Raw genomic sequence first — 20,991 nt, 5'->3', positions numbered from 1 at the left:
TTGACCCTGTTAATAAGTCTTTTTATTTTGAACAGTTGTAAACGCCAGGATGGTATTGGTTTGGGCGTCAATGATCAAAACGAGATCAATGGCAACCTGATAGTTGATACCAACATTGTTATTAACACTGTTGTTGAAGATACCGCGGCTACCTCGGGTCAAAACCGGACACCGCTTGCCAACTTTACCGACCCGGTATTCGGCACAACAAAAAGCATTGTTGCTTTAGGTGTTAACCTGCCTAACGGCGCCGCTTACACTGTTCCTGCTGGCACCCTGACAATTGACTCGGCTGTACTTGTGCTTAGATACTCTGACGGCTTTTATGGCGATTCGCTGGCTTCACGCTATAAAATAAACGTGTATCAGCTTCAACAAAAGGTAGAAAGCAAAACTTATTACAGCAATAACCACTGGGATGCCGATCTGGGCACTTTGCTTGGGTCTAAGACCTTCACAGCCCGTACGCATGATAGTATCACCATAGCCCGCATCCGTACCGACACATTAGATACCGTTCAGCGCGTAGCACCTCAGTTACGTGTACCGCTTAGTAAAGCTTTTATCTATAACAACCTGTTTAATGCAAGCGGTGCTGTACTTGCATCACCAACAACTTTTCAAAGTACTATAAAAGGCCTTTACCTTTCATTAGACAAGGCACAGGCCAGCGATGCCGGCGGTATTATCCAGCTCAATCTGGCCTCATCGCAAATTGATGTTTTTTATAAGGTTGTTACCGCCTCCACCAGTACAACATCCAGTACCATTGATACGGCATCCGTAACCCTGCCGTTCTTTAACCGTGCTGCCGAAATTACGCATACTTATAGTACTACTATCCAGGCAGCCCTGAATAATACAACAACATCGCAAAATACGGTTTACCTCCAGGGGCTTGCAGGCTTAAGGGCTAAGCTCAGTTTCCCTGGTCTTGACAAGCTTGTTGACTCATCGGTAGTATTAAACCGTGCCGAAATTGTGATAACACCACGTGCCGGTTCAGGTGTACCTTATGCACCTTTGCCCAAGCTAACGATGTACAGGCTGGATATTGCCAAACAAAGAACATTAATACAAGACGCCACCGCAAGTGACCCGCGTTCGCAAACAAGTTTATTTGGCGGCAGGTATGACCGTACCAAAAAAGAATACCACTTCCTGGTTACGGCTTTTGTTCAGGACCTGATCCGTAAAAAAACAGTTGATTACGGTACCTACATTGCCCCGGTTGATACTACACTTATTAACACCACAACTGGTATTGACGTGGCACCGTCAACACAAACGGCAGCCCGTACGGTAATAGTGGGGAGCGATAAGTCAACCCCGGGTTACAGCATCCGCATGAACATCATTTACACCAAAGTCCGCAAGTAAGATATCTCTCAATAAACAAAAGAATCCCCGCTTAGGGGATTTTTTTGTTTAAGACAAACACACTTCTTAAAATACTTTTTTAAGTATTTCAAAACTTCCTCATTTTCGAAAAAAATCAAAATAATTATTGCAGATATGTGTTATATAGCTGTTTATTTTGCGGCGTTTAACATTTATACTTGATTATTTTATGTGCGGAATTGTTGGTTATATAGGATTCAGGGATGCTTACCCTATCGTTATAAAAGGGCTTCACAGGCTCGAATACCGGGGCTATGACAGTGCCGGTGTTGCCCTGCTTGATCATGACCTTAAAGTTTATAAAAAGGCCGGCAAGGTTGAGGACCTTGAAAATTTTGTGAAGGGAATTGACCTGAAGGGGACAATAGGAATGGGCCATACCCGCTGGGCCACCCACGGCGAACCGAGCGACCGTAACTCGCACCCCCATTCATCGGGCGACAGGAGGCTTACTATTATCCACAACGGTATTATTGAAAACTATGGCGTGATCAAGGAAACCCTTGCTGCAAAAGGCCATGTTTTTAAAAGCGATACGGATACCGAGGTTTTAATACACCTGATTGAGGATATCCAAAAGGCAACCGGCCTTGATTTGAAAGACGCCGTGCGCGTGGCTTTAAACAAAGTAATTGGCGCATATGCCATCGTTATCATGAGTGCGGATGAGCCCGATCTGCTTATTGCAGCCCGTAAAGGCAGCCCCATGGTAATTGGCGTAGGCAAAGGCGAATATTTCATAGCTTCGGACGCTACACCTATTGTGGAGTACACTAAAAATGTGATCTACCTGAATGATAACGAAATTGCCTATGTACACCGTGAAAACCTGCTGGTAAAAAACATAGACAATTCGGTACAAACCCCCTATATCCAGGAACTGGACTTAAAGCTGGAAATGCTGGAGAAAGGCGGCTACGATCATTTCATGATGAAAGAGATCTATGAGCAGCCCCGTTCCATCCGCGACTGCCTGCGCGGCCGTATTTACCCTCAGCAGGGCAAAGTTCAGCTGGGCGGCATTAAGGAATACACCGAGAAGCTTAAAAATGTTGACAGGATCATTATCGTGGCCTGCGGCACCTCCTGGCATGCCGGGTTGGTAGGCGAATATTTGATTGAAGAATACGCGCGTGTGCCGGTAGAAGTTGAATATGCCTCCGAGTTCAGGTACCGCAACCCAATCATTACTGAAAAAGACCTGGTGATAGCCATTTCCCAATCGGGAGAGACAGCAGATACCATGGCCGCCATTGAACTGGCTAAGGAAAAAGGCGCTACCATTTTCGGCATTTGTAATGTGGTTGGCGCATCTATTCCGCGTTTAACGCATGCGGGCGTTTATACCCATGCCGGGCCCGAAATTGGCGTAGCATCCACTAAAGCCTTCACCGCCCAGGTAAGCGTGTTAACACTAATAGCTTTTTATATAGCCCAGCAGCGGGGTAAAATCACTCAAAGCAAAATGGTTGAATATTTAACCGGCTTAAACGAAATCCCTAACCTGGTACAGGAGGCCCTGAAATTAAACGAACATATCCGGCAAATTGCAGCCCGGTTTAAAGATTCGACCAATTGCCTGTTCCTGGGCAGGGGCAGTTCATTCCCTGTAGCCCTGGAAGGCGCTTTAAAGCTCAAGGAGATCTCCTACATCCATGCCGAAGGTTATCCCGCTGCCGAGATGAAACATGGCCCTATCGCCTTAATTGACGACGAGATGCCGGTCGTGTTCATTGCCACCAAACATTCATCGTACGAAAAGGTGATCAGCAACATACAGGAAGTAAAAGCCCGCAAAGGCCACGTAATTGCTATTGTATCCGAAGGAGATACCGAAGTAAAAGGCATGGCCGATTATGTGATAGAGATCCCGCAAACCAATGAGGCGTTTGTGCCGCTGGTGGCAACCATCCCGCTGCAGTTACTGGCTTATCACATAGCTGTAATGCGCGGCTGTAACGTTGATCAGCCCCGTAACCTGGCCAAGTCGGTTACCGTTGAATAAGGAATAAAATCAGATTTTTACCAGCCCCTGCCAGTAACGGCAGGGGTTTTGTTATTTTTGGGAAGAAACAAATACCTGCTACCTATGAGTTTTGAAATGTTTACCCAGGCCGAGTCCTGGATCTCCCTGATCACACTTACGCTTTTGGAGATCGTTTTAGGGATCGATAACGTGATATTTATTTCCATCCTGTCTGATAAATTGCCTGCCGCCCAGCAAAGCAAGGGCAGGCGGATTGGTTTGGGCATGGCCATGATCACCCGCATCCTGCTGTTATTATCTATTAGCTGGGTAATGACGCTTACGGCCCCCCTGTTTAACCTGAGTTCGGTTTTGAGTATTACCAGCCCGGATTGGGTTGAAAAACTGGCTATTTCCGGCCGCGACCTGATCCTCATCATTGGCGGCCTGTTCCTGATCTATAAAAGTACTGCCGAGATCCATCATAAAATTGAAGGTGAAGAAGAGACAGAAGGCAATGTAAATAAACATTCGTTTTGGGGTACGATATTGCAGATCATGTTATTGGATATCGTATTCTCGCTCGATTCGGTGATCACCGCGGTAGGGATGGCCAGCCATGTAGAAATCATGATCTTAGCCGTCGTTATAGCCGTAGGTATTATGATGTGGGCATCAAACGGGGTAGCATCGTTTGTAAACAAGCACCCAACCGTAAAAATGCTGGCGCTATCATTCCTGCTGCTGATCGGCGTTTCGCTCCTGGCAGAAGCTTTTGAACAGCATATCCCTAAAGGGTATATCTATTTTGCCATGGCATTCTCTGTTTTGGTAGAGATGCTGAATTTGAAAATGAAAGCGAATAAGGGAAAGAAAGTGGTGAAGAAAGTGTGAGAATCAATAGCACTTGTATACGTTTTTTGTAATTAACGTAAGCTATAAAGAAGAACGTCATTACGAAACAATCCCAAGCTGTACAGGGTAGACCTGCTAACCGGGGATTGTTTCGTATCTTATGATGACTTATTGCAAGTTATTAAGTATATTCTTTTGATCCGTTTAAATATGGGCGTTGCCTGCGGCCCGTGCTATCCGCTGATACGCCTGCAGGCCTTATGCTCATTGGCCGGTATCCGCTCCTATCACTAACGCGGCCTCACGCATTTTTTCCAGGTTCCCTTGATAATTACTTACGGCAACGACGTTTTATAAATTTTGGCCAATAAATTAAGCCAATGGCCTAATGACTCAAATGACGCACTATAGCGCCACTACCATCGCTTTACCTGTATATTTAACAACCTTATCAGCCTTGGCTGTTAAAGCTACATCCGAGCCATGAGCACCTTTAACCATCACAATATTAAACGTGCGGCTTTTCAGCTGGCCGGGGAAATGCCCCTTGGTATCTGATATGGTAAGCTTACGGGTTTTATCATTCCAGTTCAGGTTAAATGTAGCTGATTGTCCTTTCTCGTAATTGTAGTTATCGTTTTCATCTTCGTAAAACTTAAATGAAGCATCAGCGCCGGGATAGATGCGAAGCTCAATATTGCTGTTTGGTTTTTCGGTTGCGTATTCAACATCCGGGCCCATTGGTATAATTGAACCTGCTTTTACATATAACGGCAAAATCTCGATAGGTGCCGCAGCGCTGATGGTTTGGCCGCCGTCAAGCAGTTCGCCGGTCCAGAAGTTATACCATTTGCTGGCGGCAGGCAGGTAAACCTGGCGCGCCTTGGCTTTTTTATCTGCATCACTTGAAGTATATAGTTGTTCGGTTACCGGGTTAACCATAAAGGCCGGCCCGAACATATACTGATCAGGAATGCCGTAAACCTTGCTGTCGCCGCGGTAATCAAACGCCAGCGAACGCATAATGGTATAATTATCATTAGTTACACGGCCTGCCAGTGAATAAATGTATGGCATCAAACGGTAACGGAGCTTATCAAAGTTAAGCAGGATCGACCTTGTATTTTCGTCCCAGTTTTTGCTAAAGATGGCTCGCTCACCTTTACCGTGGATGCGGAAAATAGGGCAAAACGTACCGAACTGGAACCAGCGGGTAAATAACTCGCGCTTATCCGGCTGCGACCAATCGGCAGGTTTCCAGTGATAGTGATAACCGCCGATGTCTGACGTCCAGTAAGGGATGCCAGAGGTACAGGCATTAATACCTTGTGGTACCTGGTCTTTAAAATCATGAAAAGTACATTCAATATCGCTCGACCATAATGTAGAGGCGTTGCGCTGCTCGCCGGCAAAAGACTGCCTTACCAAAAAGAAAGCACGTTTACCCGGAATATCCCTTCGCCAACCTTCGTATACGCCTTTGGTGTGTTGTAGGGAATAAGTGTTAAAATAATCAATGCCCTTGCCTATAGCAAAATTACTTTGACGGCGGGCGTCAAGCAACGCGCCATTATCCGGCTCGCACTGATCAATCCACCAGGCATCCCAGCCGTAGCGCTTAATGAGGCTGTCGCGGGCCTGGTCCCAGTAAAGTTCACGGGCTTTAGGGTTATGGGCATCGTAATAAGTATCAAAAGTATGGGTAACCACGTTATCCCAGGTGATATCAGTTAAACCTCCCATTTTGTTCAGCGCGTCATAGTTAGGAGTGCCTTTGCCAAACACCGGCCAGATGGAGATCATGGCGTGGATATTGGCTGCGTGTAAAGCATCAACCAATTTTTGCGGATGCGGGTAACGTTCCGGTTTCATTACATGTGAACCTATCGGCAATGGGTCCCAGTAGTACCAATCCTGCACAATCACATCAACCGGGATATGGTTATTGCGGTAATTATCCTTTACGGTAAGGATTTCGTCCTCGCTCAGGTACCTGTCCTGCGATTGAAACAAGCCATAAGCCCATTTACCAAACATCGGCGCTTTACCGGTGGCGGTTCGATAAAGATCGATGATATGGTCAAAGCCCGGCCCGTAAAAAAAGAAATAATCAACCTGCTTACCGCTTTCGGATACATATTTAAATTTAGTGTTGTCCGCTTCGGCACCATAAAAATTACTGGCCGAATAGTTATCCCACATTAAGCCATAGCCTTTTGTTGATAACAGCACCGGGATAGCACCTGTAAGATATTTAATAGCCAGGTCCTGGTTACGGCCTTTGTAATTGATCGACATAGAATCTAAGGGATGGCAGCCTAAACCAAACAAGGCCTCATCCTTCGGCGATGCAAACTGTGTAGTAACGTTATAAGTGCTGATCCCCGCGATGGTTGCCGGAGTAATGGATTTATTGTCGCTGTCCTCGGCAGTGATCACGTTACCCTTCAAATCGGTATAGGTGATGGCATTGGTAGCCTTATTGATCTTTACTTTCAGCTTTGCCGTAGTAATAACCACCTCGGTTTTCCCATCAGTAACCTGGTACGCTGAATGCTGAACCCATTTATTACTCACAACCAATGATGGCTTGGTCTCAAAAGCATCAAAGATGGTATATTTTACTTCAACGATATCGTCCCTGCGGATAAGCACTTTCATCAAACCTTTGTCGAGCGTGAAAGTAACGCCATCAGCCGCCTTTTTGAAAGATTTAATAACTGCCATAGCCGGCAAGGCGGACAAGCCAGCCAAAAGAAAAATGAACCACGCAATCGATTGCCCAACTTTTGCGCCTTTATGAGATACCTGTTTAAACATCATGACTATCACTGATTTGGTTTATACTGAGTGTGAGATTAACACTTAATTTGACACCGTGAATATAGCGTACTTTTTTTTAATTGGAGGAATTTTTTTATGTCGAATTATTAGTTAGCTACTATAAGCCCCGGATATTGAATACATCTTAAAAGTGATACAATTTACCACGCATTTTTTTGCAAAATGGTGATACTATATGGTCAGTGTTAAAATGTTTAAAACAGGGTATTCTACTAATGGAGACGTGATTTTGTAAGTTACTGATTATCGATAACAGTTGTTCATTCCGACTGTAAGAAGGTTTTGCAATTTTATAAATGTCTGACTATCAATGATATCATTACGTGGAATTTAACAAGTGTGCACCATTTAAAAATGGAACAGTGGCTTTTTACCGGGTGGCGTTTGCGGCCAGACTACTATATGAATAATAGAGTGACGGGACAGACAAGGCTTATGAAAAAGGTCATTAAACGCAAAAAAGCCTTAGGTATTAGCTAAGGCTTTTGCGATTATTGCACTATTGCAAGTGATAAAGGGTGGCACCGACCTACTCTCCCACGTTTTACCGCAGTACCATCGGCTCTGGCGGGCTTGACTTCTCTGTTCGGAATGGGAAGAGGTAGACACCGCCGATATAGGCACCTGAATATTTTATAGATTTGAGATGTTAGACTTGAGTATTGAGATTTTTATCTCATGTCTCATATCTGTTGTCTCATATCTAAGACAATTATTGAAAGAAGTACTTGAATTTAAGAGAAAACAACAGCTTTTGTTGTTTATCTGTTTGTCTTGGATTAGAGGCAGCGACTAATCTCTTAATCTCTAACCTCTAATCTCTGCTTTGAAGAAAGCTTCGGGCAATTAGTATTACTCGGCTATGATGTCACCACCTTTATACCTGTAACCTATCAACGTAGTAGTCTCCTACGACCCTCAATGGAAGTCTCATCTTGTGGCTAGTTTCGCACTTAGATGCTTTCAGCGCTTATCTATTCCCAACGTAGCTACTCTGCAGTACACCTGGCGGCATAACAGATTCACCAGAGGTTAGTCCAACCCGGTCCTCTCGTACTAAGGTCAGCCCCACTCAAACTTCCTACGCCCACAACAGATAGGGACCGAACTGTCTCGCGACGTTCTGAACCCAGCTCGCGTGCCACTTTAATGAGCGAACAGCTCAACCCTTGGGACCTTCTCCAGCCCCAGGATGTGACGAGCCGACATCGAGGTGCCAAACCTCCCCGTCGATATGAGCTCTTGGGGGAGATCAGCCTGTTATCCCCAGCGTACCTTTTATCCTTTGAGCGATGGCCCTTCCATGCAGAACCACCGGATCACTATATCCGTCTTTCGACCCAGCTCGACTTGTCTGTCTCACTGTCAAGCAAGCTTTTGCTATTGCACTCCGCGTACGGTTACCAAGCGTACTGAGCTTACCTTTGAAAGCCTCCGTTACCTTTTTGGAGGCGACCACCCCAGTCAAACTACCCGCCAAACAATGTTCTCCACTTTGTAGAGTTAGACACCAAATACAGAAAGGGTGGTATTTCAACGTTGACTAACCAACTCCTAGCGAAGCTGGATCACAGTCTCCCACCTATCCTACACATCCTGTATCCGATATCAATGTTAAGCTATAGTGAAGGTGCATGGGGTCTTTCCGTCCCGTTGCGGGTAACCGGCGTCTTCACCGATACCACAATTTCACCGAGCTCATGGCTGAGACAGCGCCCAGATCGTTACACCATTCGTGCAGGTCGGAACTTACCCGACAAGGAATTTCGCTACCTTAGGACCGTTATAGTTACGGCCGCCGTTTACTGGGGCTTCGATTCAATGCTTCGCCTTGCGACTAACATCCCCTCTTAACCTTCCAGCACCGGGCAGGTGTCAGGCCATATACGTCATCTTGCGATTTTGCATAGCCATGTGTTTTTGTTAAACAGTCGCCTGGGCCTTTTCACTGCGGCTGACATTGCTGCCAGCGCCCCTTCTCCCGAAGTTACAGGGCCATTTTGCCGAGTTCCTTAGCCATGATTCACTCGAGCACCTTAGGATTCTCTCCTCGACTACCTGTGTCGGTTTACGGTACGGGTTTTTATTACCTGAAGCTTAGCGGGTTTTCTTGGAAGTCTGATTACCTGAACTATCACCTTGTCCGAAGATTCGGTGTACTATCAGCTTTCAGCAAAGTCTGCGTACTTAACTACAAACTCTATACCTACAGCCTTTAACGAACTATTCCGTCAGTTCGCGTCAGTGTCACTACTCCGTCACCGCATCGCAGTAATAAAAAGTACTGGAATATTAACCAGTTGTCCATCGGCTACGCCTGTCGGCTTCACCTTAGGCCCCGACTAACCCTGATCCGATTAGCGTTGATCAGGAAACCTTAGTCTTTCGGTGGGCGGGTTTCTCTCCCGCCTTATCGTTACTTATGCCTACATTTGCTTTTCTATTCCCTCCACAGTCAGTTACCTTCCTGCTTCGCCGGATAATAGAATGCTCCCCTACCAGTCACATTACTGTGAATCCATAGCTTCGGTATACTGCTTGATGCCCGTTTATTATCCATGCCCGATCGCTCGACTAGTGAGCTGTTACGCACTCTTTAAATGAATGGCTGCTTCCAAGCCAACATCCTAGCTGTCTGTGCAATCGGACCTCGTTAGTTCAACTTAGCAATAATTTAGGGACCTTAGCTGATGGTCTGGGTTCTTTCCCTCTCGGCCATGGACCTTAGCACCCATAGCCTCACTCCAGCGTATATTATAAAGCATTCGGAGTTTATCTGGATTTGGTAGGATTTGACTCCCCCGCACCCAATTAGTAGCTCTACCTCTTTATAACTCAACCGCCAGGCTGTTCCTAAAAACATTTCGGGGAGTACGAGCTATTTCCCAGTTTGATTAGCCTTTCACCCCTACCCACAAGTCATCCGGAAACTTTTCAACGTTTATCGGTTCGGTCCTCCAGTACCTGTTACGGCACCTTCAACCTGCCCATGGGTAGATCACAAGGTTTCGCGTCTACCTCCCCTGACTATACGCCCTTTTCAGACTCGCTTTCGCTTCGGATCCGTGTCTTAAACACTTAACCTTGCCAGGGAAGAGTAACTCGTAGGCTCATTATGCAAAAGGCACGCCGTCACCCGTTTCCAGGCTCCGACCGCTTGTAAGTACACGGTTTCAGGTTCTATTTCACTCCCCTGTTCGGGGTTCTTTTCACCTTTCCCTCACGGTACTGGTTCACTATCGGTCTCTCAGGAGTATTTAGCCTTACCGGATGGTGCCGGCAAATTCCCACAAGGCGTCTCCGACCTCGCGGTACTCAGGATACCACTATCCTACTATCAATTACCCGTACGCAGCTCTCATGCTCTATGGCCGGGTTTCCCACCCCGTTCCGGTTCTCTTTAATATTCATGTTGTGGTCCTACAACCCCTGCTATGCCGTAACATAACAGGTTTGGGCTTCTTCCATTTCGCTCGCCACTACTCTGGAAATCACTATTGTTTTCTCTTCCTCTGCTTACTTAGATGTTTCAGTTCGGCAGGTTAGCGCATTTATGCAGTTATTCTTCAAATAACTAGGTTTCCCCATTCGGAAATCTGCGGATCAAATCATATTTGCTAATCCCCGCAGCTTATCGCAGCTTATCACGTCCTTCTTCGCCTCTGAGAGCCAAGGCATCCCCCGTGTACCCTTTCTTACTTTCTTCTACTCTTGCGCCTTTTGCGCCGCAAGGTATGTCTTTATTTTAGTCCGTCGTTCGACAGAGTCAAGAGTTCAGGAGTCAGGAAGCAAGATTAATCTTGTTTCCTTATTCTTGTAATCTTGGTTCTCAATCAAACAACTTCCTATCTGTTGTTTTCTCTTGTTTTCAATTACTTCTTCCAATATGTCAAAGAACGTTTTGTTGAGCTGAAAGCTAAATGCTTAAGGCTAAAAGCTTTTGAAGGCTTTCTGCTTTAGGCTTTGCGCTTTAAGCTTAACATCGTGGAGAATAACGGATTCGAACCGTTGACCCCCTGCGTGCAAGGCAGGTGCTCTAGCCAGCTGAGCTAATCCCCCGTTAGATGAGCGATCAGAGATTGGTTGATCAGTGATTAGTTCTTTTTCCTAATCTCTATTCTCTAACCTCTTCTTGCCTGCGGCTTGCGCCGCACAGTAGTCCCGAGCAGATTTGAACTGCTGACCCCTACATTATCAGTGTAGTGCTCTAACCAAGCTGAGCTACAGGACTATTTGTTTTTAGTTGCAGTTATCAGTTGCAGTTTGCAGGACTTTTCTGCCTACTGCTGCTGCCACTGCTTACTGCCACTTGTCCTGTGCTTACTTTCGTTTGCACATTCCACAGATGGCTTCATCTTCTGGGTTTCCTTTTGTCTTTTTGTTTGTGTTTTAAGAAATATCATGTAGGTAACAGTTCCGAATTACTCAGAGATACTGCTCCAGAAAGGAGGTATTCCAGCCACACCTTCCGGTACGGCTACCTTGTTACGACTTAGCCCCAGTTACCGACTTTACCCTAGGACGCTCCTTGCGGTTACGCACTTCAGGCACTTCCAGCTTCCATGGCTTGACGGGCGGTGTGTACAAGGCCCGGGAACGTATTCACCGCGTCATTGCTGATACGCGATTACTAGCGAATCCAACTTCACGGGGTCGAGTTGCAGACCCCGATCCGAACTGTGAATGGCTTTAAGAGATTGGCATCCTGTTGCCAGGTAGCTGCCCTCTGTACCATCCATTGTAGCACGTGTGTAGCCCCGGACGTAAGGGCCATGATGACTTGACGTCGTCCCCTCCTTCCTCTCTATTTGCATAGGCAGTCTGTTTAGAGTCCCCACCTTAAATGCTGGCAACTAAACATAGGGGTTGCGCTCGTTGCGGGACTTAACCCAACACCTCACGGCACGAGCTGACGACAGCCATGCAGCACCTAGTTTCGTGTTCCGAAGAACTGTGACGTCTCTGTCACATTCACTAACTTTCAAGCCCGGGTAAGGTTCCTCGCGTATCATCGAATTAAACCACATGCTCCTCCGCTTGTGCGGGCCCCCGTCAATTCCTTTGAGTTTCACCCTTGCGGGCGTACTCCATAGGTGGAACACTTAACGCTTTCGCTTAGACGCTGACCGTATATCGCCAACATCGAGTGTTCATCGTTTAGGGCGTGGACTACCAGGGTATCTAATCCTGTTTGATCCCCACGCTTTCGTGCCTCAGCGTCAATCATACTTTAGTAAGCTGCCTTCGCAATTGGTGTTCTGTGACATATCTATGCATTTCACCGCTACTTGTCACATTCCGCCTACCTCAAGTACATTCAAGCTCTTCAGTATCAAGGGCACTGCGATAGTTGAGCTACCGTCTTTCACCCCTGACTTAAAAAGCCGCCTACGCACCCTTTAAACCCAATAAATCCGGATAACGCTTGGATCCTCCGTATTACCGCGGCTGCTGGCACGGAGTTAGCCGATCCTTATTCTCAAGGTACATTCAACTTCTTACACGTAAGAAGGTTTATTCCCCTGCAAAAGCAGTTTACAACCCGTAGGGCCGTCTTCCTGCACGCGGCATGGCTGGTTCAGACTTCCGTCCATTGACCAATATTCCTTACTGCTGCCTCCCGTAGGAGTCTGGTCCGTGTCTCAGTACCAGTGTGGGGGGTCATCCTCTCAGATCCCCTAAACATCGTCGCCTTGGTATGCCGTTACCACACCAACTAGCTAATGTTGCGCATGCCCATCTTAGTCCTATAAATATTTGATATTAAAGCGATGCCACTTCAATATGTTATGCGGTCTTAATCTCTCTTTCGAGAGGCTATCCCCCTGACTAAGGTAGGTTACATACGTGTTACGCACCCGTGCGCCACTCTCATTAGGAGCAAGCTCCCAAATCCCGTCCGACTTGCATGTATTAGGCCTGCCGCTAGCGTTCATCCTGAGCCAGGATCAAACTCTCCATTGTAAAATGTTTTGTTTAACCACTGACCCTATTATTAATTAATAGAATCTGTATTATATATCTTTATACAGTCTCTCTTCTTTTTTGTAACTCTTCAATCTCCCTCAGCCTTAGCTTTGGTTGATCTCCCGTTACGCTACATGATTTCCATTTCTTAAAAGAACTTTTTCGCCTCATCATCCGAATCAGCTATATAATTTCACCTTACTTTCGCTTGGTTCAACTTGTCAGTTTATTTCCCCGAAAATCGCTTCCGGCTCTTTTGTTTTACTCATTAACTATCGTTAACTTTCTTCCTTCTCTTATTGACCGAACTCACTCAGCCTCAACTTCTTTCGCTCTCTCAAGCACCCTTCCGTTTGGGTCTGCAAAGGTAGAAAACCTTTTCTTATTTCCAAAACTTTTTTATTTTTTTATTTCTAAAGTTTTGATAGCGCTTATCTTCCTTCTCTTTCCCTATTCAGCACCGCTTCTTTTACCCTTTGTATGAACTACCGCTCCTGTTTGAAGCGGCTGCAAAGGTGCGAATTTTTTTTCATTCCCACAAAAAAGATTTTAATCTTTTTTTCCTTTACTTTTCTATCCTTTTAATGTACTAACCCGCTAACTCATTTCCTCGTTTGCGGGCTGCAAAGGTACATCCTTTTACGCCTTCTCCAAATTATTTCTATCTATTTTCCTTAATATCTTCTTAACATACTATACATCAGACAGAAAAAGTTTATAACCAACTGCAAAGAGTCGGCAATAATTCTTTTTTAAAATGGCAGACTTCCTTTTAAATAAACAATCAACATTTATTAATAACATATTAAAACGCGTTTCAGCGTGTTTCCAGATAGAAAGCCAGAACGTTTTTAACGATAAAACGATATTTATTAGCGCCCATATTACCGATGCCATGTTCCCATCCGGAGAGATCATCTTCAAAAAAACCGATGATATCAACAATCAAAAATCTGCTTTTAGGATCTTGGTGTACCCATTTCAATGCTTTCAAAAAATCGGGCTTTAAGAGTTGCTCGTCTGTAAGGAACATATTTGCCATTATTGCTCTGCATTTATTTCCTTCACTATGCAAATTCCACCTCGAATCCGAATAGCTATAAACTGCTCTTGTATATACCAATTCATTCTTTTGCTTGGGTAAATCGCAAAATTCAGTGAGTGGTTGAAATTCGAGCACCGGCGGTGGGAAGCGTATACCATTTTTATGCTGGGCAAAAGTGGTTTTGCACAGCAGCAATAAAAACAGAGTAAGAGTTATCAATATTTTATTCATCGGGTTTATTTGTTTCTCTAAATTAAATAAAAAGAGAGCCAACTTTTCATTTACAATGCCTAAAACGATTTATAGAAATCTATATTTGTTAAACAACCAATTCAAAACACAACACATCTTATATTATAATGGAGGAAAAACCGCTACGGAGCCGGCAATGGTTTGGTAAAAAAGGCAAGGATGGCTTCATATACCGCGCCTGGATGAAAAACCAGGGCATCCCAGCACATCAGTTGCAGGGGAAACCGGTGATCGGCATCTGCAATACATGGTCGGAGCTTACACCCTGCAATGCCCATTTCCGGGAATTAGCCCAATCTATAAAAAACGGCATTTATGAAGCCGGTGGATATCCCGTTGAATTCCCGGTGATGTCGCTGGGCGAAACTTTGGTTAAACCTACTGCCATGCTGTACCGAAACCTGGTAAGTATGGATGTTGAAGAGAGTATCCGTGCAAATCCGCTTGATGGCGTGGTGCTGCTTTGCGGCTGCGATAAAACCACGCCGGCACTGGTAATGGGAGCCTGCAGCGTAAATATTCCAACCATAGTAGTATCGGGCGGGGCCATGTTAACAGGGAAATACCGGGGCCGGGATATCGGAACATCGGATATCTGGCGTTTTTTCGCCGATCATCAAACCGGGCAAATGAACGATGAAGACCTTTATACTGCCGAAGCCTGCATGGCCCGCAGCCAGGGGCATTGCGCGGTAATGGGAACGGCATCAACAATGGCCTGCATGGTCGAATCGCTGGGACTTTCACTGGCAGAGAATGCGGCTATCCCCGCGGCCGACTCTCGTCGTAAAGTATTAGCGCACCTATCGGGCAATCGCATTGTTGATATGGTGCATGAAGACCTGAAACCTTCAGACATCCTTACCCGGCAGGCTTTTGAAAATGCCATCACCGTTAATGCGGCTATTGGCGGCTCTACCAATTTTATTATTCACCTGCTGGCCATAGCGGGCCGCATAGGGGTTGATTTAAGCATGGATGATTTCAATACATCATCCCGCAAAATACCCTTACTGGCCAATCTGCAGCCCTCGGGTAAATATTTTATGGAGGATTTTTATTACGCTGGTGGTTTACCGGCCTTAATGAAAGAGCTGCATGAACAACTTAACAGCGGTGCCATAACCGTAAGCGGCCACCCTATATTGCGTAATTATGAAAACAGCGAATGTTTTAACCGCGAACTGATAGCGCCGGTTGATAATCCATTTAACCCAACAGCGGGTATAACGGTACTTAAAGGTAACCTTTGCGAAAACGGGGCTGTGATGAAACCGTCGGCAGCAAGCCCGGGCTTAATGCAGCATACCGGCAAGGCCATTGTATTTGAAAATATAGAGGATTTTAATCATCGCATTAATGATCCGGCATTGGATGTGGATAAAAACAGCGTTCTGGTATTGAAAAATGCAGGCCCAAAAGGCTACCCCGGTATGCCTGAAGTAGGCAATATGCTGATCCCCAAAAAACTGGCCGACCAGGGTATTACCGATATGGTACGCATTTCCGACGGACGGATGAGCGGTACCGGCTTTGGCACGGTAGTACTGCATGTATCACCAGAAGCGGCCATCGGCGGAACATTGGCTATAGTACAGGATGGCGACATGATTAAACTTGATGTACCTGCCGGTACACTGCACCTTGAGGTTAGTAATGAAGAAATTGCCGAAAGAAAATCAAAGCTGGCATTAAATAACAATATCAGCAAACGGGGATACACTTATTTATACCAAACGCATGTAGAGCAGGCCCATCTTGGGGCTGATCTTGATTTTTTAAGAGGGGGCTCGGGAAGTGAGGTTTTAAGGGATTCGCATTGAGAGATTAAAAAAATGTCATTTCGACGAGAAGGGATGGACTGCGCTGTGGAGTAAGGAGAAATCTTATACACCATGCATTTGGATTATCGCTTGTATAAGATTTCTCCTCACCCCGATCATTCCCCAACACACATATTCGTCGAAATGACATAATGCAATAGATTAATCAACCTAAAAATGATAACTGATAAATTTAGCGGACAGGTAGCTATAGTAACCGGTGCCGGGCAAGGGATAGGTTTCGAAATAGCAAAACAGCTAAGTCTTGCCGGTGCGGCTGTATTATTGAACGATTTGAGTGAGGAACTGGCTGCTCAGGCGTCCGATACCATTAACGGGCTCGGCGGTAATTGTTACCCGATAGCCGGCGATGCTTCGGACATTGATTTTATACAGCAAATGGTTGATGAAGCGGTACAGCGTTATGGCAAACTTACCATTGCCGTTGCCAATGCCGGGATCACTTTGTTTGGCGATTTTTTGAATTACCCTGCCCAATCACTGCAAACTGTAATGAATGTTAATTTGCAGGGCAGTTTCTTTTTAGCGCAAAGGGCAGCCAGGCAAATTGTGAAACAAAAAAGCGGGGGCAGTATCCTGTTCATGTCCTCGGTTACGGGGCACCAGGCCCACCAGGACCTTGCCGCTTACGGTATGACTAAAGCAGCCCTCGAAATGCTGGCCAAAAGCCTGGTGGTTGAACTATCACAACATCAAATTACCGTAAACACTGTTGCTCCCGGCGCTACCCTAACCGAACGCACGATGGAAGATGCCGGATATCAAAAAACCTGGGCCCGCATTACCCCTATGGGTCGCGCCGCAACTGTTGAAGATGTGGCAAACGCGGTGTTGTTTTTGGTTTCGCCAGATGCAAGGCATATTACCGGGCAAAATTTGGTAGTTGATGGCGGATGGACGGCGGTTAGTACTTCTCCCTTTTAGTGAATGGTTGATTGGGTTCATTAGGTGAGTGGTTTGACAATACGTCCTATTTTCGAAACAGACTTGCGAAGTTTTGAAAATTTCGCAAGTCTTATCACAGTTCGAGGTTATTCAACAGATAATCAAACGTAAACTTTGGCTCATAACCAAAATACCGTTTAGCCTTTTCGCTCACATAAACCCGGTCGATACTTTTTGGGAACTCCCAGCCTTTTGATAGATAAACAGTTTCAGCCTGAGGATAATGCTTTCTTATTGCTTCGAGAGGGTTCTGTTTTAATTGTATAAGCTCATCCTTTTTAAAAAGAGAACTACTGGTAATGTTAAAGATCTCAAACTCGGAAAAAGTTTGCTCTAATGCTAAGCGAAGGCCTTCGGCGCCATCGCGTTCATCGAGGCCACGATACAGGCGATGGTTTAGTTTGAGGTTATCCGTTTCGGGCAGGAAACGGCCAACTCTATACACCGATGCCTGCAAACCTTCGCGGTAAAAAAAATCTTTACAAAGCTGTTCGGCCGTTTGCTTGGTGATATCGTAAATATCACGTGGTTTAATGGGCAGTTCTTCATCAACCCAAACAGCCTGGTTAGCATCCACCATCGCATCGCCATAAATAGATGTAGTACTGGTATACAGCATTTTTTGAACACCATTAGCAATACAGGCATTAAGCAAATTGAGCGTACCGTAAATATTTACATCGATGAACGCTTCCCTGGGGTAGTTGAGTTCATAATGTTTACCGTGGATTGCCGCGGTATGAATAATTGCATCGGTGTTTTTTGCGATGGCTAAAACAGCATCTTTATTTAATATATCAATCAGTTCATCGGTAGTTTCGGCCGGGATGATATCAATGCCGGTAACCTGGTGCCCATTTATCCGAAGATGGTTAACTGTAACCGCGCCCAATCTTCCTGATGATCCTGTTACTAAAACGCGCATAAGTTAATGACCGGGCGCAATAGCCAATATCCGGGACCACTCGGGGTGGCGTTTCAGGTACGATGCCACGTAAACACAAAGCGGCACCAGTTTCAGGTTATTCTGTTCGATATAGTTGAATGTTTTTTCAACAATGGCCGATGCCACGCTTTTGCCTTCCAGCTCAACCGGCACTTCGGTATGGATGAGGTAAATTTTATCGTCCTTTTTTTTGTAGTCGATAAAAGCACGGTAGCCTTCAACAGTCAATTCAAAATTGTGGATGGCCTCATTATTTACCAGAGGGATTTCTTCGTATTTCATAGCGTATATATTACGGGGTGAACAAATGTATAAAATGTTCACCCCGTTTAACAGAAATTACTTCTTAATTCCCCAAACCGATACCGATCCGGCCTTCACTTTAAACTCGGCCCAGCCATCAGCGGTGATCACTACTTCCTCGCCGTCATGTTTGTTTAAATAGTCCACAAAAACTTTACCGGCATGCCCGGCCCCAATTTCCATTTCCTTAAAACCATCCTCACTGTTTGAAATCACTACGGCACAACCTGAATCTTCGTGATCTGTATCGCCTTCACGCGTCCAGCCTACACAATTTGGGTGGTCAAAATAATCGCGCTGGGTTCCGTAGGCCATGTTTTTCCTTACATAAAGCATGGTTTCCAGTTCGGTTATTACAGGCAGCTCTATTTCATGATCTTCGCCGTCACCACCTTTGTCGGTATATTTTGAGCCATACATATCGGCATAAAAAACACAGGGATAACCGGCCTCACGCAGCAGGATCAACGCATAGGCCAAAGGCTTAAACCATTGCTCTACCGGTTGCTCTAACGATTGCAGCGGTTGAGTATCGTGATTTTCAACAAGTGTAACTGCCAGTTCGGGTTTTACACTTAAGAGCGTATTATCAAAAATGGTAGTAAGATCATAATCTTTTCCGCCCCTTGAGGCATGATGAAAGTTATCATGCAGCAGGGTATCAAAAAGCGACATGCGCCCTTCGGTAGCTTCAATATATGCTAACAGTTTAGGCAAATCAAAAGCCCAGTACTCACCAACGGTAAAAAACTCATGTTTAAACTCGTCGCGCATATAATCAAGCCATTCGTTGTAAAAGCCATGATCCATATGTTTTATGGCATCAAGCCTGAAGCCATTAAATTTTGCGGTTTTAAAATACCATTTGCCCCACTTTTTCAGTTCCTCCCGTACGCTTGGGTTACGGGTGTCGATATCTGAAAGCATAAGGTAATCAAAATTGCCGTTTTCGTCGTCAAGCACATCTTTCCAGCCTTCGCCATATTGGTTCTGGATGCTGAATATGGCCGTTTCTTTTTTATAGGCATCATAGTCAATACCCGAAAAGCACTGCCAATCCCATATAAATTTGGAGTATTTCCCCTTGCGGCCCGAAAAAGTGAACTTGGTATATGCACCTATTTCGTAAACCTCGCTAATAAACTCGTTCCGGTTGGCGGGGTCAACCTTGCGGGCGTTCACCTTTTCAATTTCATCGGCACCGCCCATATGGTTAAGTACCACATCAACATAAACCTTTAACTGGGCTTTTTGCGCCGCAGCTATGGCGTCGAGATATTCTTGTTTGGTGCCGTATTTTGTTGCGATTGTACCTTTCTGATCAAACTCGCCAAGATCATAAATATCGTAAACATCATACCCGGCCGAGAGCCCTCCGCTTGCCGCTTTATAAGCCGGCGGAAGCCATACCGAATCGATCCCTTTTTTCTTCAGGTTTTCTGCATCATTTTTTAACTGATTCCACAATCTGCCTCCGGCGGGGTAATACCATTCAAAAAACTGCAGCATTGTAAAATTTTCCATGCTTTTAATTAAGTAAGCTAATTATAAATGACTACTTAACTAAATATAAACAGAAAGGTTTTATCCCGGCTTAACCTCGATGTTAAATCATTATGAACCTGTTTACCCGGCATGAATCTGGCGGATGTTTTGTATGGCATTATCCGGGCAATGGTTTATTACAGCCGCTTTCGTCAATAAGCACGACGATACAGTCACTGTAATACCCCGTTTTAACACATTTAGAGCTATTTCCGGATTAGAAATCTTATTTAAGGATCAATACCGGGTGCCTGGCATTTAAAGACAAAGCTTCGGTTATGCTGCTGTGGGTTAAATTATAAAAAAAGCTGTGTTTGCCCGGTAGGGCAATGATCAATTGTACCTGCTGTTCTGTAGCAAAATTAAGTATGCCCCGTACAATATTTTTATCCTCCGAATAATGAAGCTTACATTCATAACAATTAACCAGTTGTTTTACCGATGCTTCAAATTCGGCCTCCCGGCCAATATGTTTTTTCTTTGGATCGACATAAAGAAGCATCAGCTTTGGGTTAAGCCAGCTGTGCGACGTGTTAAGGCCTTTTAAAACGCCAAGCCGGGCTACTGCTTCCAAATCACAGGGTACCAGTGCCTGTTCTATTTTCTGATAGCTACAATCGGGCGGAATAATCAATACTTTTACCGGGCTGCTTTTTGCAATTTCGATGATCTGTTCGCCAATCATACTTAACTCATGCCCCATATCGCCGCCAACTATCATCAGGTCAGGGTGCTGATCTTCAACTACATTGTGTATAGCCCTAACGATAGGCTCAGTACTAACTACCGTTTCTATCTCAATATTTTCGTGGCAGCGGTTTTTCAGCTTTTTCATGAGTTCCTTAAGCTGAACTTCTATTTTTTGCCGCTCATTTTCAATATCATCAGCGCTTATCAGTAAAAAATCGGGCGAAGGAAGGATTTGTTCATATACCGATGTATAATAACTTTTGAGCAGTATAATCTTCTTTACCGGCATATCACAACCCATGTCGGCTGCATATTTTATAGCATTGGTATTGGTGTCGGAAAAATCTACCGGTATTAATATAGTTTTCATAACAAACAATTTAGGTAC

The 20,991-nt window shown here is 45.1% G+C and carries 11 protein-coding genes, 2 tRNA genes and 3 rRNA genes; 5 read left to right on the top strand and 11 right to left on the bottom strand.

The genetic code is table 11. From position 1 onward, the window contains the following. Positions 1-27 precede the first annotated feature (27 nt). The 3 genes from ACEN82_RS26995 to ACEN82_RS26985 all read left to right on the top strand — a co-directional run bounded on the left by ACEN82_RS26995 (position 28) and on the right by ACEN82_RS26985 (position 4,261). Positions 28-1,380 (top strand): DUF4270 domain-containing protein, encoded by a 1,353-nt coding sequence (locus ACEN82_RS26995; RefSeq protein ID WP_413322215.1) that lies wholly within the window; start codon positions 28-30, stop codon positions 1,378-1,380. 190 nt (positions 1,381-1,570) lie between these two features. Beyond that, on the top strand, positions 1,571-3,406 hold the full coding sequence (glmS, locus tag ACEN82_RS26990; protein ID WP_413322214.1) for a glutamine--fructose-6-phosphate transaminase (isomerizing): 1,836 nt from the start codon (positions 1,571-1,573) through the stop codon (positions 3,404-3,406). A gap of 84 nt (positions 3,407-3,490) precedes the next feature. Continuing rightward, a complete protein-coding gene (locus ACEN82_RS26985; RefSeq protein WP_413322213.1) occupies positions 3,491-4,261 on the top strand; it encodes a TerC family protein in 771 nt (256 codons plus the stop codon). Positions 4,262-4,627: 366 nt separating this feature from the next. On the opposite strand, the gene ACEN82_RS26980 is transcribed toward ACEN82_RS26985, so the two are convergent. From ACEN82_RS26980 to ACEN82_RS26950, 7 genes are all read right to left on the bottom strand, one after another. After that, positions 4,628-7,045: a glycoside hydrolase family 31 protein gene (locus ACEN82_RS26980; RefSeq protein WP_413322212.1), complete on the bottom strand. Its 2,418-nt coding sequence runs from the start codon at positions 7,043-7,045 to the stop codon at positions 4,628-4,630. Between the two features lie 537 nt (positions 7,046-7,582). Beyond that, positions 7,583-7,694 (bottom strand): 5S ribosomal RNA (gene rrf, locus ACEN82_RS26975). A gap of 198 nt (positions 7,695-7,892) precedes the next feature. After that, positions 7,893-10,772, bottom strand: a 23S ribosomal RNA gene (locus ACEN82_RS26970). A 279-nt stretch (positions 10,773-11,051) separates the two neighbouring features. Beyond that, positions 11,052-11,125 (bottom strand) — tRNA-Ala (locus ACEN82_RS26965). Between the two features lie 97 nt (positions 11,126-11,222). Then, positions 11,223-11,297: transfer RNA gene (locus tag ACEN82_RS26960), tRNA-Ile, on the bottom strand. A gap of 212 nt (positions 11,298-11,509) precedes the next feature. Beyond that, a 16S ribosomal RNA gene (locus tag ACEN82_RS26955) occupies positions 11,510-13,030 on the bottom strand. Together the 16S, 23S and 5S rRNA genes with 2 tRNA genes alongside form the textbook arrangement of a ribosomal RNA operon. An 820-nt stretch (positions 13,031-13,850) precedes the next feature. Then, entirely contained in the window at positions 13,851-14,309 is a 459-nt protein-coding gene (locus ACEN82_RS26950) for a hypothetical protein (RefSeq protein ID WP_413321465.1), read from the bottom strand. A 128-nt stretch (positions 14,310-14,437) separates the two neighbouring features. Between ACEN82_RS26950 and ACEN82_RS26945 the strand changes: the two genes are divergently transcribed. Next, the gene (locus ACEN82_RS26945) at positions 14,438-16,153 is read left to right on the top strand and encodes an IlvD/Edd family dehydratase (RefSeq protein ID WP_413321466.1); all 1,716 of its coding nucleotides are present in this window, start codon (positions 14,438-14,440) and stop codon (positions 16,151-16,153) included. A 177-nt stretch (positions 16,154-16,330) separates the two neighbouring features. Continuing rightward, positions 16,331-17,098 carry an SDR family NAD(P)-dependent oxidoreductase gene (locus ACEN82_RS26940; RefSeq protein ID WP_413321467.1) on the top strand — a complete coding sequence of 256 codons (768 nt, stop codon included), beginning with the start codon at positions 16,331-16,333 and terminating at the stop codon, positions 17,096-17,098. 94 nt (positions 17,099-17,192) lie between these two features. Here the strand turns inward: ACEN82_RS26940 and ACEN82_RS26935 are convergent, their stop codons facing one another. From ACEN82_RS26935 to ACEN82_RS26920, 4 genes are all read right to left on the bottom strand, one after another. Further along, complete coding sequence (locus ACEN82_RS26935) at positions 17,193-18,044, bottom strand: NAD-dependent epimerase/dehydratase family protein (RefSeq protein ID WP_413321468.1); 852 nt, start codon at positions 18,042-18,044, stop codon at positions 17,193-17,195. A gap of 3 nt (positions 18,045-18,047) precedes the next feature. Beyond that, positions 18,048-18,347 (bottom strand): GNAT family N-acetyltransferase, encoded by a 300-nt coding sequence (locus ACEN82_RS26930; protein WP_413321469.1) that lies wholly within the window; start codon positions 18,345-18,347, stop codon positions 18,048-18,050. Positions 18,348-18,404: 57 nt separating this feature from the next. Continuing rightward, positions 18,405-19,892, bottom strand: a complete 1,488-nt coding sequence (locus tag ACEN82_RS26925) for an alpha-amylase (RefSeq protein WP_413321470.1) — start codon at positions 19,890-19,892, stop codon at positions 18,405-18,407. Positions 19,893-20,139: 247 nt separating this feature from the next. Then, positions 20,140-20,973: a universal stress protein gene (locus ACEN82_RS26920; RefSeq protein WP_413321471.1), complete on the bottom strand. Its 834-nt coding sequence runs from the start codon at positions 20,971-20,973 to the stop codon at positions 20,140-20,142. Between the last annotated feature and the right edge of the window lie 18 nt (positions 20,974-20,991).

The sequence above is a fragment of the Mucilaginibacter sp. Mucisp73 genome (genome assembly GCF_059491465.1).
Note: the sequence above shows the minus strand (reverse complement) of the source record. Positions and strands in the feature narration are given on the sequence as shown.

Bases quoted from the DNA above. Each gene is read 5' to 3' on its own strand.
- glmS (WP_413322214.1), top strand. From the start codon at position 1,571: ATGTGCGGAATTGTTGGTTATATAGGATTCAGGGATGCTTACCCTATC.
- ACEN82_RS26985 (WP_413322213.1), top strand. From the start codon at position 3,491: ATGAGTTTTGAAATGTTTACCCAGGCCGAGTCCTGGATCTCCCTGATC.
- ACEN82_RS26980 (WP_413322212.1), bottom strand. From the start codon at position 7,045: ATGATGTTTAAACAGGTATCTCATAAAGGCGCAAAAGTTGGGCAATCG.
- ACEN82_RS26950 (WP_413321465.1), bottom strand. From the start codon at position 14,309: ATGAATAAAATATTGATAACTCTTACTCTGTTTTTATTGCTGCTGTGC.
- ACEN82_RS26945 (WP_413321466.1), top strand. From the start codon at position 14,438: ATGGAGGAAAAACCGCTACGGAGCCGGCAATGGTTTGGTAAAAAAGGC.
- ACEN82_RS26940 (WP_413321467.1), top strand. From the start codon at position 16,331: ATGATAACTGATAAATTTAGCGGACAGGTAGCTATAGTAACCGGTGCC.
- ACEN82_RS26935 (WP_413321468.1), bottom strand. From the start codon at position 18,044: ATGCGCGTTTTAGTAACAGGATCATCAGGAAGATTGGGCGCGGTTACA.
- ACEN82_RS26930 (WP_413321469.1), bottom strand. From the start codon at position 18,347: ATGAAATACGAAGAAATCCCTCTGGTAAATAATGAGGCCATCCACAAT.
- ACEN82_RS26925 (WP_413321470.1), bottom strand. From the start codon at position 19,892: ATGGAAAATTTTACAATGCTGCAGTTTTTTGAATGGTATTACCCCGCC.
- ACEN82_RS26920 (WP_413321471.1), bottom strand. From the start codon at position 20,973: ATGAAAACTATATTAATACCGGTAGATTTTTCCGACACCAATACCAAT.